This is a genomic window from Microvirga sesbaniae (genome assembly GCF_025460805.1).
Classification (GTDB): domain Bacteria; phylum Pseudomonadota; class Alphaproteobacteria; order Rhizobiales; family Beijerinckiaceae; genus Microvirga; species Microvirga sesbaniae.
The window spans coordinates 148,046-162,719 of the sequence record NZ_JAMXFJ010000001.1; the positions used below are offsets into that span (position 1 = coordinate 148,046).

A 14,674-nucleotide genomic window follows, 5' to 3' on the forward strand; every position below is an offset into this window, starting at 1 on the left:
TTCATCCGAGGCTCCTTCTCTTGACCGGCGCATCGGATGGCGCGGCCCTTCGGGTCACTGGCGTGGCCCTTCGGGTCGCTGACGCGGCCCTCTGGGTCCGTCCGATGCGCTAGGCCGTCGCAAAGAAAGAGCGCCGGGTCGATTGGCGCTCTAGGGAGGCCGCCGCTGCGGCCAGAGGGAGGACCGTGCCAGCCAGGCACCTGAGAAGGCTGCGCCCAAAAGGTAAACGGCTGGTTACGAAACGCGCGCGAAGGCTAATCTTTCAAGACGTCCTCGGGCCGTTCGACGTCTCGCAGACCCGCGCTCTCGGCAGGCGCGTACCCGAACCGCTCCGTGAGGGACTCGAACGAGCCCTTCGGGTCATGTCCACTCTGCACGCCATGGCAGACGGCGAAATACTCGATCACCGCATTCTGTTCGGCTCCGGAGGGCGAGGCCAAGTTGAGGAGAGCCACCTTCCAGTGTCCCTTGCCAGTGTCCCTTGCCATTGTCCCTTGCCATTGTCCCTTGCCAATGTCCCTCGTCACCTTGCCATATGGCGGACGGCCTCGCTTTCGAGCAGAAATAGTAACCCGTCGACACCTCGCCGCCTGATCGGGGGCGGCGCTTGTCATAGCGGCCGTTCGGGTGATGAGAGGTCCATTCCCTGGGGATCACCTTGAACAGGGCGCCATTCCCGTTGGAGCCGACCATGTCGCGGCTCTCGATGCTGAACCAGGCGCAATGGTCCATCCGGCACCGGCCCTGCATCAACTCGGCCGAATGCGCGACCCCGGCTGCCAGGAGACCAGCGACGCCGGCGGTGAAGGCAAATCTCATGGAACTCATCGGCAGTGTTCCGGCCCGTCAATGGAGGACAAGCAGCCAGCCAACCAGAGCCACGGGAGCAATGATGCCGAGAACGAAGGAAACAGCATCGCGGGCCATAAAAACCTCCTGCCAATTTCCCTACCGTAAACTCTTGAGACGCCGGCCGCGGTGCGCTTGAGCACGCGATAGATCGAGGCGGGGATCAGGAGCTCGAACCATCCGGCGTCTCCGGCTCAGGCGGCGCGCCGGAAGGCTTGCTCTCGTCGGCCTGGGGATCGTTCCGGGCCTTGCGCTTCTTGCCCAGCCACCTGAACAGCATCCATCCCAGGCCCGAGCTGAGCGCTGCGATCACCACGAGGCCGGAGCTCGGATAATCGCGGAAGTTGACGCGCTTCGTGCCGTTCAACTCTTCCAGTTCGTCGTCCGGCTGTTCGTCTGACTCGGGCATGAGAGGTCTCGAAGGAGTTCCCTCCCATATATGTCTCATGGCTTTCGTTTCCATCGCATTCTTTTGGCAAATGCCTGATGGGATCTGATCCGGGAGGGGCCTGTCCGGGCGTGCCCAAAGAAAAAGCCCGGCTCTGTTGGAGCCGGGCGGGATGTGGGAGGTGGAATCAGGCGGTCTCAGGCGGCCTTCACGCCCGAGAGGAAGGCTGTCACCTCCTGGCCCAGATCGTGGGAATGGCGTGCAAGCTCGCGGGCCGCGCCCAACACCTGGCCGGCTGCCGTGCTCGTCTCGCCGGCGCCTTGGTGCACATCCGCGATGCTGCCGGTGACAGCTTCCGTGCCCCGCGCGGCTTCCTGCACGTTGCGGGCGATCTCCGCGGTGGCGGCGCCCTGCTCCTCCATGGCGGCGGCGATCGAGGTCGAGATCTGGCTCATCTCGGTGATCGTGCGCGCAATCTCCTGGATCGCCGCCACCGTCTGGCCGGTCGCCTGCTGCACCGAGCCGATCTGCTGCGAGATCTCCTCGGTGGCCTTGGCGGTCTGCGTCGCCAGATCCTTCACCTCCGAGGCCACGACCGCGAAGCCCTTGCCGGCTTCGCCCGCGCGCGCCGCCTCGATGGTGGCGTTGAGCGCCAGCAGGTTGGTCTGGCCCGCGATGGTGTTGATCAGCTGCACCACGTTGCCGATCTTCTCGGCGGAGGCTGCGAGCTCCTGCACGGTGGCGCTGGTGCGCTGGGTGCCGGCCACCGCCTTCTCGGCCACCTGCGAGGACTGGCTGACCTGGGCGGCGATCTCGCGGATCGAGATCGACAGCTCCTCGGTGGCGGCCGCCACCGTCTGCACGTTCGACGAGGTCTGCTGCACGGCGGCGGCAACGCCGACCGATTGCTGGGTCGTCTGGCTCGCGACCGCGGTCATGGACCCTGCCGTGGCCTCCATCTCGGTGGCGGCCGAGGACAGGCCCTGCGTCAGGGCCGAGACGTTCATCTCGAAGCGCTTCGTCAGCTGGTCGAGCAGCTCGGCGCGGCGGGACTTCGCGTCGGCCTCGAGGGCTGTTGCCTCATCGGCCCGCTGTTTGGCGATCAGGGCATCCTTGAACACCTGCACGGACCCTGCCATGACGCCGATCTCGTCCCGGCGGGAGGTTCCCTCGATCGTCACGGAAAGATCGCCGCCGGCGAGCGCACCCATGTTCGCCACGAGCTTCTGAATCGGCCTGGAAATGCTGCGGCCAAGGCCGAAGGCGATCAGCATGAGAAAAGCCGCCGCTCCGCCGACGAGCGCCAGAAACAGGTTGCGATAGGATGCGGCCGTCGCCGCCAGGTCGTCGATATAGACGCCGCTGCCGATCACCCAGCCCCATTTGTCGAAGTTGGCCGCATAGGTGAGCTTCGGGAGCGGTTCCGGCTGGTTCGGTTTGGGGAAGAGATAGGCCACGAAGCCGCCGCCGGCCCGGCCCGCTTGCCCGATCTCCTTGAAGAACGCGACGCCATTCGCGTCCTTCACGGCCGAGTTGTCCTTGCCTTCCACGGTCTTGTTGAAGGGATGCATCAGCATCACCGTCTGGTAATCCTGGATGAAGAAGTATTCCGAGCCTCCATACCGCAGGATGCGCAGCGTCTCGGAGGCACGCTTCTTCGCCTCGTCCTCGGACATCTCGCCCCGCTTCGCGCGGGCATCGAAGTCAGCCACAATGCTGACGGCAGATTCCACGAGATGTTTGAGCTCGGTCTTCTTCTGTTCGGTCAGAATGGTGGAGATCGTGACGGAGCCGAAGATCGCGAGCGCAACCAGGGCTACGATTCCCGCCGCGATGCCGGCATAGAACCGGCCGGCCACGCCGGTGAGTGAACGCGTCAACTTGTGTCGAAGGGTAGAATTCTTATCAGACATTTTTCTTTGTGGACCTGCCCGCATCGCCACGGGGGGCGCGTGCCCCCACGACACGCTCTACCAGGCGCGCCAAAGTCTGTGAGAGTTGTCCCGGCCGTCAATAGGTGGAAACACTTAGCGTTTTCTGCGGCTTTGTTATCCGTTCTTTAACCCGGTTGACCCGGTCTCGTCGAACAGCGGAATATTTGCCTCCGATGGAAAGAAAAAGCCGCGGATCCCTCGAATCCGCGGCCCGTTATACTTTCGGCGGTGGTGGCGTCATGTCTCTCTAGAGCATCGGACGTGAAAAGTGGACCCACTTTTGGGATCGATCCGATGCTCAACCCCTTAAGCGGCGCATCGTTCGGCGCGGCCCTCTGGGTCCGTCCGATGCGCTAGCGGCCCCAGCGGAGCACGACCGGATCGACGCGGCGGGCGACCTCGATCAGGCCCTTGCGGGTCTCCGGGTGCAGGGGTTGCAGCGGATGGCGGACCGCCTCCGACCGAATGACGCCGCCCTCCTTCATGAGCACCTTGGCGGCCAGCAATCCGCACTGCCGGTTTTCGTAATTGATCAGCGGAAGCCAGCGCTCGTAAGCGGCCGCGGCCTCTTCCTTGTTGCCCGCCATATAGGGGTCGATGATCTTGCGGATCCCGTCCGGATAGGCGCCGCCGGTCATCGCCCCCGTGGCGCCGGCATCGAGATCGGCCATGAGGGTGATCGCTTCCTCGCCGTCCCAGGGACCTTCGATGGCGTCTCCTCCGAGGGCGATGAGATCCCGCAGCTTGGATGCGGTGCCGGGCACCTCGATCTTGAAGTAGGAGACGTTCGCGATCTCCTTAGCCATGCGGGCGAGGAAGGGTGCCGACAGGGACGTGCCCGCCATGGGAGCATCCTGAATCATGATCGGGATGCCGATGGCGTCCGAAACCCTGCGGAAGAACTCGTAGATCCCGGGCTCGGACACCCGCAGGGTCGCGCCGAAGAAAGGCGGCATGATCATCACCATGGCGGCGCCCGCAGCCTCCGCCCGCTGGCAGCGCTCGACGCAGATGTCGGTCGAGAAATGGCTGGTGGTGACGATGACCGGGACGCGGCCGGCGACATGGTCCAGCACCGTCGTCATCACGGTCTCGCGTTCGCTGTCGGTCAGAACGAACTGCTCGGAGAAGTTCGCCAGGATGCAGAGGCCGTCGGAGCCCGCTTCGATCATGAAGTCGATGGCGCGCTTCTGGCCTTCGAGGTCGAGCCTGCCGTCGTCATCGAAGATGGTGGGGGCCACCGGGAATACGCCGCGGTGCGGGCGCGTGGAAGTCTTGCCGGTCGAGGACATGTTTTCTCCCTTCAATGTGGTCGGCGTCGTGTTCAATGGTTGTCGCGGGGAACAGGTGATCCTGTCCGTCCGACGAGAAAGTCCAGATCGACACCTTTGTCGGCCTGCAGAACGTGGTCGATGTAGAGCTTGGCCCAGCCGCGATCCGCATGCGGGGCCGGAGGAACCCAGGCGGCGCGCCGACGCTCCAGCTCCTCGGCCTCGACGTGAAGATGCAGGCTGCGGGCCGCGACATCCAGCGTGATCAGATCGCCGTTCTGCACGAGAGCCAGCGGACCGCCGGCGGCCGCCTCCGGCGCCACGTGCAGCACCACCGTGCCGTAGGCAGTGCCCGACATGCGCGCGTCCGAGATCCGGATCATGTCTCGGACGCCCTTCTTGAGCAGCTTCTGCGGCAGCGGCATGTTGCCGACCTCGGCCATGCCCGGGTAGCCTTTCGGTCCGCAGTTCTTGAGCACCATGATGCAGGTCTCGTCGATGTCGAGATCCTCGTCGTCGATGCGGTGGTGCAGATCCTCGATGGTCTCGAACACGACCGCGCGGCCCGTGTGCTGCATCAGCTCGGGCGAGGCGGCCGACGGCTTGATGACGGCGCCGTTCGGCGCAAGGTTGCCCTTCAGGATGGCGATCCCGGCCTCCGGCTTGAAGGGTTCCTCGAAGGTGGTGATGACTTCACGGTTCCAGCACGGGGCGTCCTTCACATTCTCCCAGAGCGACTTGCCGTTGACGGTGAGCGCATCCTTGTGCAGAAGGCCGCGCTCGCCCAGGGTGCGCAGCACCACGGGCAGGCCGCCTGCATAGTAGAAGTCCTCCATGAGGAAGCGGCCGGACGGCATGAGATCGACAAGGCAGTGGATCTCGCGGCCGAGCCTGTCGAAATCGTCCAGGGAGAGGTCGATCCCGACCCGTCCCGCGATAGCGAGCAGGTGCACGACCGCGTTGGTCGAGCCGCCGATGGCCGCGAGGGTGCGGATGGCGTTCTCGAAGGCCTGCCGGGTCATCACCTTCGACAGCACGAGATCCTCGTTCACCATCTCGACGATGCGCCGTCCTGCCATGCGGGCGAGATGGTTGCGCCGGGCGTCGGCGGCCGGAATCGCGGCGTTCTCCGGCAGGCCTACGCCGAGGGCCTCGACCATGGAGGCCATGGTGGAGCCCGTGCCCATGGTCATGCAATGACCGGCCGAGCGGTTCATTCCGCCTTCCGCCTCGTGGAATTCCTGCAGGGTCACCTCGCCGGCGCGCAGCTGCTCGCTCATGGAGATGATGTTGGTGCCCGAGCCGATGTACTTGCCGCGATAGACGCCACGCAGCTGGGGGCCGCCCGACACGCCGATGGTGGGCAGATCCGCCGATGCGGCGCCCATCAGCAGGGCAGGGGTGGTCTTGTCGCAGCCCATCAGGAGAACCACGCCATCGAGAGGATGGGCGCGAATCGCCTCCTCCACGTCCATGGCGGCCAGATTGCGGAACAGCATGGCGGTCGGCCGCATGGTCACCTCGCCGAGCGAGGAGACGGGGAATTCGAGCGGGAAACCGCCGGCATCCAGCACGCCGTACTTCACATGCTCGGCGATGGTGCGGAAATGCGCGTTGCAGGGGGTGAGCTCGGACCAGGTGTTGCAGATCCCGATGACGGGCCGGCCTTCGAACTGGTCCTGCGGGAAGCCGCTGTTCTTCAGGAAGGAGCGGTAATAAAATCCCATCTTGTCCTGGCGGCCGAACCAGGCTTGGCTGCGCAGAGAGCGTTTCTTGTCTTCGGTCATGGTCCCGGTGCCTTCGCAACTGTGTAGCGCCCCGCCGCTCGGGGCTCAAAAGAACGCGACTTTGGTTGAATAGGCGCTCAATGTGATTCATATAATAGTACTAATGGCCAGCTGATAAGGCTGCTAAAGTCGAAGAGCAACGACAAATTTTAGGGAGAAAACTCATGAAGGCCCGTCATCTTCTGACGACGATCGGCATGGCTGCGCTGATGCTGTCCTCAGGCGCCGCCTATGCCCAGAATAAAATGACCGTCGGATTCTCGCAGGTTGGATCAGAGTCCGGCTGGCGGGCCGCGGAGACGAAGGTCTCGAAGATCGAGGCCGACAAGCGCGGCGTCGACCTGAAGATCTCCGACGCGCAGCAGAAGCAGGAGAATCAGATCCGCGCCGTGCGCTCCTTCATCGCGCAGGGCGTGGACGCCATCTTCATCGCTCCCGTCGTGTCGACGGGTTGGGATGCGGTCCTCAAGGAAGCCAAGGACGCCAAGATCCCGGTCGTTCTGCTCGATCGTTCGATCGACACGAAGGACGAGTCCCTCTACCTGACCGCCGTGACCTCCGACACCGTGTATGAGGGCAAGGTGGCCGGCGAGTGGCTGGCGAAGGAAACCGGCGGCAAGTGCAACGTGGTCGAGCTTCAGGGCACGGTCGGCTCGAGCCCGGCGATCAATCGCAAGAAGGGCTTCGATCAGGTCGTCGCCGCCAATCCCGGCATGAAGATCATCCGCACCCAGTCCGGCGACTTCACCCGCACCAAGGGCAAGGAAGTGATGGAAAGCTTCATCAAGGCGGAGGGTGGCGGCAAGAACATCTGCGCCGTCTACGCACATAACGACGACATGGCGATCGGCGCGATCCAGGCGATCAAGGAAGCCGGCCTGAAGCCCGGCCGGGACATCAAGATCGTCTCCATCGACGGCGTTCCGGATATCTTCAAGGCGATGTCCGACGGCGAGGCCAATGTCACGGTCGAATTGACGCCGAACATGGCCGGCCCTGCGCTCGACGCGCTCATGGCCTTCAAGAAGGACGGTACCGCGCCCAAGAAGTGGATCCAGACCGAGTCCAAGGTCTTCACGCCTGAGACGGCGAAGGCCGAATACGACAAGCGCAAGGACCTCTACTAGGATCCTCAAGTGATCGGCAGCAGGCGGGCTTTCGCCTGCTGCTTCGCCCGCGGGCCGGTGAGGACGGGATTCCACCATTGACAGAACAGCCTCAGCTTCTCGAGATCCGAGGTCTCACGAAGGGCTTCCCGGGCGTTCAGGCGCTCGACCATGTGGATTTTACGCTGCAGGCCGGGGAGATCCACGGCCTTCTGGGGGAAAACGGCGCCGGCAAGTCGACCCTGATCAAGGTGCTGACCGGCGTCTTCAAGCGCGATGCCGGCACCATCCGGCTCGACGGGCAGGAGATCGAGGCGCGCGATCCCGCGGACGCGCTCTCGCTCGGCATCGGAACCGTCTACCAGGAGGTCAACCTTCTTCCGAACCTGTCGGTCGCGGAAAACCTCTTCATCGGCCGTCAGCCTCACCGATTCGGCTTGGTGCGCACGGGCGAGATGCGCCGTCGCTCCGAAGAGCTTCTGGCAGGCTATGGCCTCGACATCGATGTCGCCAACCCATTGGCCGCCTATTCGGTGGCAGTCCAGCAGATCGTCGCAATCGCCCGTGCGGTCGATCTCTCGGCCAAGGTGCTGATCCTCGACGAGCCGACGGCGAGCCTCGATACGCACGAGGTCGAAACTCTTTTCAAGATTCTGCGGGACCTCAGGAGCCGCGGCATCGGGATCGTGTTCGTCACGCACTTCCTCGACCAGGTCTATGCCGTCTGCGACCGGATCACGGTGCTGCGGAACGGTCGTCTCGTGGGGTCTCGTCCCATCGCCGAACTGCCGCGCATCGAGCTGGTCTCGATGATGCTCGGCCGGGAGCTGGCCGCCGAGGCACTCCACCGCAACCAGCGCAGGGAGGTGACGGGAGAGCCGCTCGTGGCGTTCATGGATTACGGCAAACGCCGTCTCATGGAACCCTTCGATCTGGCGGTTCGCCCCGGCGAGGTTGTGGGACTTGCGGGCCTGCTCGGCTCCGGACGGACGGAAACGGCCAAGCTGGTTTTCGGCATCGAGCGCGCCGACAGCGGTCAGGCTTTCGTCGGCGGTAAGCCTGTGCGCATCGCCACGCCGCGGGATGCCGCCCGCCTGCGCTTCGGCTTCACTCCCGAGGATCGAAAGACCGAGGGCATCGTGGCGGAACTGTCCGTTCGCGAGAACATCATCCTGGCGCTGCAGGCGCAACGCGGCTGGCTGCGTCTGATCCCGAGACGCCGGCAGGAGGAGATCGCCGACCGGTTCATCAAGCTCCTCGACATCCGGACCCCGGATGCGGAGAAGCCCATCGGGCTTCTCTCGGGCGGCAACCAGCAGAAGGCGCTGCTCGCCCGATGGCTCGCCACCGAGCCGCGCTTCCTCATTCTCGACGAGCCGACGCGCGGCATCGATGTGGGCGCCCATGCGGAGATCATCCGCCTGATCGAGCGCCTGTGCGAAGACGGACTCGCCCTTCTCGTCATCTCCTCGGAACTGGAGGAGATCGCCTCCTACAGCGACCGGGTCGTCGTCCTGCGCGATCGGCGGCATGTGCGCGAACTCACCGGATCCGACGTCAGCGCCAACACCATCATGACAACCATCGCGGGCCATTGAATGAGCGGCATGATTCAGGCCAGTGCTCCTCGCACGCTTCCCAAGGGGCTTCCGCAGGTCGCGGCGCTTCTCATCGTCTTTCTGGTCAACTGGCTCGTCTTCCGCGACTTCTTCGCCCTGCGCCTTCAGGACGGCCGGCTCTTCGGCAGCCTCGTCGACGTTCTGAACCGCGGCGCGCCGGTGGCCATTCTGGCTCTCGGCATGACCCTCGTCATCGCGACGCGGGGAATCGATCTCTCCGTCGGGGCCGTCATGGCCATCGCGGGTGCGACCGCCGCAACCTTGACCGCACAGGGCTATCCGCTGCCCGCTGCTCTCGCGGCCGCGGCCGGCATCGGCCTGGCCTGCGGCCTCTGGAACGGCTTCCTCGTCGCGGTGCTCGAAATTCAGCCCTTCGTCGCGACCCTGATCCTGATGGTGGCCGGGCGCGGTTTCGCGCAGCTGATCACCGAGGGACAGATCATCACCTTCGTGAGCGAGGGATTCGCGGCCATCGGCGGCGGGGCCTTCCTGATGCTGCCGATGCCCGTCGTGATCGCCATCGTGATGCTGATCATCACGCATGTCATGGTCCGCTACACGGCCCTCGGACTCTTCATCGAGTCGATCGGCGCCAATGTGCGCTCGAGCGCCTATGCGGGGATCGGCACCAAGGTCGTCACCATCGCGGTCTACATGTGGTGCAGCCTGTGCGCGGCCATCGCCGGGCTGATCGTGACGGCGGATATCCGCGGGGCGGATGCCAACAATGCCGGGCTCTGGCTCGAGCTCGACGCCATCCTGGCCGTGGTGATCGGCGGCACGTCCCTGTTCGGCGGGCGTTTCAGTCTCGGTCTCTCCGTCATCGGTGCCCTGATCATCCAGGCCATGAACACGGGCATCCTGCTGAGCGGCTATCCGCCGGAATACAACCTCATCGTGAAAGCCATCGTGGTGCTCGCCGTTCTTCTCGCCCAGTCGCCGGTCCTGTCCGCCGTCCGTTCCGTGTGGAAGGCCAGGACATGATCAGGCGTCATCTTCCCGTCCTCGTGACGCTCGCCGTGTTCATCGTCGGCTACCTGATCTGCCTCGCGCAGTTTCCGAGCTTCGCCTCGACCCGGGTCATCGGCAATCTCCTGACCGACAATGCCTTCCTGGGCATCGTGGCGGTCGGCATGACCTTCGTCATCCTGTCCGGCGGCATCGACCTTTCGGTCGGTTCGGTCATCGCCTTCACGGGCGTGTTCCTCGCCGTGACCATCGAGAAATATGGTCTCAATCCTTACCTGGCCTTCGTGCTCATCCTCGGGATCTCGGCCCTGTTCGGGGCCGCCATGGGGTTCCTGATCCATACATTCCAGATTCCGGCCTTCATCGTCACGCTCGCCGGCATGTTCCTGGCACGCGGCCTGTGCTTCGTCCTGACGACGGATTCGATCCCGATCAACGCGCCCGCCTATGGTCAGATCACGGATATCGCCTTCGGGCTCCCGGGCGGGGGAAGGCTCACCTTCATCGCCATGATCATGCTGGTCACATTCGGGGCCGGCATCGTTCTGGCGCATTACACGCGCTTCGGCGCCAATGTCTATGCGCTCGGCGGCAACAGGACGTCGGCCCAGCTGATGGGCGTGCCCGTGGGGAGGACGACCATCCGCATCTACATGCTGTCGAGTTTTCTCGCGGCCTTGGCCGGGATCGTGTTTTCCTTCTATACGTCTGCCGGCTACTCGCTGGCGGCGACGGGAGTCGAACTCGATACGATCGCGGCGGTCGTCATCGGCGGTACCCTGCTCACGGGGGGCTACGGGACGATCATCGGCACGCTCGTGGGCGTGCTGATCCAGGGATTGATCCAGACCTACATCACGTTCGAGGGGACCTTGAGTTCGTGGTGGACCAAGATCGCCATCGGGGCCCTGCTGTTCGCATTCATCGTGCTCCAGCGGGGGCTGTCGGCGGCATCGCTTCGAACACGGTAGAGCAAAAGGAGACGGGTGTTGCTGAACGATATCCAGAGGCCTTCGAGAGCGCGATCCGCCCATGATCTCGTTGCCCATGGGATCGGCCAGAACATCATGCAGGGGCGCTTCCCGATCGGCAGCACCCTGCCCGGGGATGCGGAGCTGATGGAGCTCTTCGGCGTCTCGCGGACGGCCCTCCGGGAGGCGATGAAGACCTTGGCGGCGAAAGGCTTGATCGAGTCGAAAACCAAGGTCGGGACGAAGGTTCTCGATCGCAACAACTGGAACATGTTCGATGCCGACATCATCGAATGGCATCTCGAGATGGGCGTCGATGCCCGCTTCCTCGGATGGCTCTTCGAGATCCGGCAGATGCTCGAGCCCCTGGCCTGCGCCACTGCCGCCGTGCGGCGCACGCCCGACCAGCTCAAGGAGATGCATCGGGCCCTCCAGGCCATGTACCAGTGCGAGAGCAGCCGTCAGGGCTTCACCAAGGCGGACCTCGCCTTCCATCAGGCCATTCTGGAAGCTTCGGGCAATCCCTTCCTGCAATCGATCGGATCGGTCATCGGCGCGGCGCTCGCGACCTCGTTCACGATCAGCTCCCCGGTATCCAGCGACGACCGCTTCCGCGAGGTGATGCGGCAGCATCAGGCCGTATACGATGGGATCGAACAATCCGATCCCGCGGCAGCCAGCGACGCCATGTCCGACCTGATCCTGCAGGCGGCGCAGCGGGTCCGGATCAAGCATGAGGAAAGCTCGCTGGCGAATGTCCAGATCCACGCCTTCTCCGGAGTGGACTGAGCCGTCCGGCTGGACCGCAGTTCAGGGGCGATCCGCGCCCGGGGAGGTCCTTGCTGCGTGGATTAGTATTATAGTATGATTTATAGCCGGGAGGGAGCGGACTAACACTCCGCCGGCAAAGTGGAGGGGAGGGCTGTTCCAAGGGGCGGCTCTGCCTTTATCATGGGACGAAAAGGGCGGCATGGATGCCTCGCGTGCGGGAGGCCGACCGGGAGCCCGGAACGAAGAATGCTGAATATGCACCGGGCGAAAGAATGTCGTTCCGGGCATGGACGAGAGGGAGAACGACCTTGAAGACATTCACCACCACATTGGCGGCCGTGGCTCTTGGAGCCTTCGGCCTGCTTGGCGCCGCCCAGGCGCAGGATAAGGGCACGGTCGGCGTGGCCATGCCGACGAAGTCGTCCGCGCGCTGGATCGACGACGGCAACAACATGGTCAAGGTGCTCAAAGAAAAGGGCTACAACGTCGACCTGCAATACGCCGAAGACGACATCCCGAACCAGCTCTCGCAGATCGAGAACATGATCACCAAAGGCGCCAAGGTGCTGGTGATCGCGGCCATCGACGGCACGACCCTGTCCGACGCGCTGCAGCAGGCCGCCGACAAGGGCATCAAGGTCATCGCCTATGACCGCCTGATCCGTAACTCGAAGAACGTGGACTACTACGCCACCTTCGACAACTTCCAGGTCGGCGTTCTCCAGGGCGGCTACATCGAGAAGGCGCTCGGCCTGAAGGAGGGCAAGGGCCCGTTCAACATCGAGCTGTTCGGCGGCTCGCCGGACGACAACAACGCCTACTTCTTCTACAACGGCGCCATGTCCGTTCTCGACCCCTACATCAAGAGCGGCAAGCTCAAGGTGGTCAGCGGTCAGACCGGCATGGACAAGGTATCGACCCTGCGCTGGGACGGCGCGGTCGCCCAGGCCCGCATGGACAACCTCCTGTCCGCCTTCTACACCGACAAGCGCGTCGATGCGGTTCTCTCTCCCTATGACGGTCTGAGCATCGGCATCATCTCGTCGCTCAAGGGTGTGGGCTACGGCACGCCCAAGCAACCGATGCCGGTCATCACCGGCCAGGATGCCGAGGTCCCCTCGATCAAGTCGATCCTTGCCAAGGAGCAGACCTCGACGGTGTTCAAGGACACCCGCGAGCTTGCCAAGGTCACGGTCAACATGGTCGATGCCGTGCTCTCCGGAAAGCAGCCGGAGGTCAACGACACGAAGACCTACGAGAACGGCGTGAAGGTGGTTCCGTCCTACCTGCTGAAGCCGGTCAGCGTCGACGCCTCGAACTGGAAGGAAGTTCTGGTCGGCAGCGGCTACTACAAGGAAGACCAGTTCAAGTAATTGGTCCGACGAAGAACGGACCCTGCGCAGCCGCGCGGGGTCCTTGCTCGTTTCTGGAAGGCTGTTTGCCTGAGGTCATGCAATGAATGCGATCCTTGAGATGCGGGGGATCACCAAGACGTTCCCGGGCGTGAAGGCGCTCGACAACGTCAACATCGCGGTCAAGGCCGGCGAGATCCACGCTCTGGTCGGTGAGAACGGCGCCGGCAAGTCCACGCTGATGAAGGTCCTGAGCGGGGTCTATCCGCACGGCTCCTATTCCGGCGAGATCCATTACGAGGGCGAGGAGCGGCGCTTCTCGGGCATCGCCGACAGCGAGAAGCTCGGCATCATCATCATCCACCAGGAGCTTGCCCTGGTGCCCCTCCTGTCGATCGCGGAGAACATCTTCCTCGGCAACGAGCAGGCCAGGTACGGCGTCATCGACTGGTCGGTGGCGTTTGCGAGAACCAAGGAGCTGCTGAAGCTCGTCGGTCTCAACGAATCGCCCGATGAACTGATCACCAATCTGGGCGTGGGCAAGCAGCAGCTCGTCGAGATCGCCAAGGCTCTCTCGAAGAAGGTGAAGCTCCTCATCCTGGACGAGCCGACCGCCAGCCTGAACGAGAAGGACAGCGACGCGCTCCTGAATCTGCTGCTCCGGTTCAAGGAGCAGGGGATCTCGTCGATCCTGATCTCGCATAAGCTCAATGAGATTTCGAAGGTCGCCGATTCCATCACGGTTCTGCGCGACGGCGGCACGGTCGAGACGCTGGATTGCCGGGCGGAGCAGGTCAGCGAAGACCGCATCATCCGCGGGATGGTGGGCCGCACCATGGAGGATCGCTACCCGACCCGCGAGCCGAAGATCGGCGAGCCGATCTTCCAGGTCGAGAACTGGTCGGCCTATCATCCGCTCCACAGCCACGTGCAGGTGGTCAAGAACGTCAACCTGAACATCCGGCGCGGCGAGATCGTCGGCATCGCCGGGCTGATGGGGGCAGGGCGAACCGAGTTCGCCATGAGCCTGTTCGGCCGCAGCTATGGCCAGAACATCTCCGGCCGGGTGACCCTGCACGGCAAGGAGATCGACGTCAGCACCGTCGAGAAGGCCGTTTCCAACGGCATCGCCTATGCGACCGAGGATCGGAAGACCTATGGCTTGGTTCTGGCCGAGGACATCCGCAAGAACGTGACGCTCGCCAATCTCGAGGGCGTCTCGAAGAACCTCGTCATCGACGATATCCAGGAGCTGGCGGTCGCCAACGACTACCGGGGCAAGATGAGGATCCGCTGCTCCAATGTTTTCCAGGAGACGGTGAACCTCTCCGGCGGCAACCAGCAGAAGGTCGTCCTGAGCAAGTGGCTCTTCTCGGACCCGGAGATTCTGATCCTGGACGAGCCGACCCGCGGCATCGACGTCGGGGCGAAGTATGAAATCTATACGATCATCAACCGGCTGGCCGATGCCGGCAAGGGTGTTCTCATGATATCCTCGGAGATGCCGGAACTGCTCGGCATGTGCGACCGGATCTATGTCATGAACGAAGGCTCCCTGATTGCCGAGCTCGACGTTGCCGAGGCATCCCAGGAAAAGATCATGCACGCTATCGTTAAGTCGGGGAGACGCTGAGATGGACACGAGAACCGCTGACGA

The 14,674-nt window shown here is 63.7% G+C and carries 12 protein-coding genes; 7 read left to right on the plus strand and 5 right to left on the minus strand.

Annotated elements, in window-relative coordinates:
- Nucleotides 1-254 precede the first annotated feature (254 nt).
- From OCW50_RS00670 to OCW50_RS00690, 5 genes are all read right to left on the minus strand, one after another.
- Nucleotides 255-488, minus strand: coding sequence for a hypothetical protein (locus OCW50_RS00670; protein WP_262296083.1), 234 nt, complete (start codon nt 486-488; stop codon nt 255-257).
- Between the two features lie 524 nt (nt 489-1,012).
- The gene (locus tag OCW50_RS00675) at nt 1,013-1,258 is read right to left on the minus strand and encodes a hypothetical protein (RefSeq protein ID WP_262271629.1); all 246 of its coding nucleotides are present in this window, start codon (nt 1,256-1,258) and stop codon (nt 1,013-1,015) included.
- A gap of 176 nt (nt 1,259-1,434) precedes the next feature.
- Entirely contained in the window at nt 1,435-3,117 is a 1,683-nt protein-coding gene (locus OCW50_RS00680; protein ID WP_262296084.1) for a methyl-accepting chemotaxis protein, read from the minus strand.
- Between the two features lie 407 nt (nt 3,118-3,524).
- On the minus strand, nt 3,525-4,463 hold the full coding sequence (locus OCW50_RS00685) for a dihydrodipicolinate synthase family protein (protein ID WP_262271627.1): 939 nt from the start codon (nt 4,461-4,463) through the stop codon (nt 3,525-3,527).
- 32 nt (nt 4,464-4,495) lie between these two features.
- Complete coding sequence (locus OCW50_RS00690; RefSeq protein ID WP_262296085.1) at nt 4,496-6,229, minus strand: IlvD/Edd family dehydratase; 1,734 nt, start codon at nt 6,227-6,229, stop codon at nt 4,496-4,498.
- A gap of 164 nt (nt 6,230-6,393) precedes the next feature.
- On the opposite strand from OCW50_RS00690, the gene ytfQ reads away from it, so the two are divergent.
- From ytfQ to mmsA, 7 genes are all read left to right on the plus strand, one after another.
- Nucleotides 6,394-7,356, plus strand: coding sequence for a galactofuranose ABC transporter, galactofuranose-binding protein YtfQ (gene ytfQ / locus OCW50_RS00695; protein ID WP_315974386.1), 963 nt, complete (start codon nt 6,394-6,396; stop codon nt 7,354-7,356).
- Nucleotides 7,357-7,424: 68 nt separating this feature from the next.
- Nucleotides 7,425-8,933, plus strand: coding sequence for a galactofuranose ABC transporter, ATP-binding protein YtfR (ytfR, locus tag OCW50_RS00700; protein ID WP_262296338.1), 1,509 nt, complete (start codon nt 7,425-7,427; stop codon nt 8,931-8,933).
- On the plus strand, nt 8,934-9,938 hold the full coding sequence (ytfT, locus tag OCW50_RS00705; RefSeq protein WP_262271624.1) for a galactofuranose ABC transporter, ATP-binding protein YtfT: 1,005 nt from the start codon (nt 8,934-8,936) through the stop codon (nt 9,936-9,938). It abuts the gene before it with no gap.
- Nucleotides 9,935-10,894, plus strand: a complete 960-nt coding sequence (gene yjfF / locus OCW50_RS00710) for a galactofuranose ABC transporter, permease protein YjfF (RefSeq protein WP_373371274.1) — start codon at nt 9,935-9,937, stop codon at nt 10,892-10,894. The genes ytfT and yjfF overlap by 4 nt, the downstream gene beginning before the upstream one ends.
- An 18-nt stretch (nt 10,895-10,912) precedes the next feature.
- Nucleotides 10,913-11,683 (plus strand): FadR/GntR family transcriptional regulator, encoded by a 771-nt coding sequence (locus OCW50_RS00715; protein WP_262271623.1) that lies wholly within the window; start codon nt 10,913-10,915, stop codon nt 11,681-11,683.
- A gap of 254 nt (nt 11,684-11,937) precedes the next feature.
- Nucleotides 11,938-13,038 (plus strand): multiple monosaccharide ABC transporter substrate-binding protein, encoded by a 1,101-nt coding sequence (gene chvE, locus OCW50_RS00720; RefSeq protein ID WP_373371288.1) that lies wholly within the window; start codon nt 11,938-11,940, stop codon nt 13,036-13,038.
- Between the two features lie 82 nt (nt 13,039-13,120).
- Nucleotides 13,121-14,650: a multiple monosaccharide ABC transporter ATP-binding protein gene (gene mmsA, locus OCW50_RS00725; RefSeq protein WP_262296086.1), complete on the plus strand. Its 1,530-nt coding sequence runs from the start codon at nt 13,121-13,123 to the stop codon at nt 14,648-14,650.
- Nucleotides 14,651-14,674: the final 24 nt, after the last annotated feature.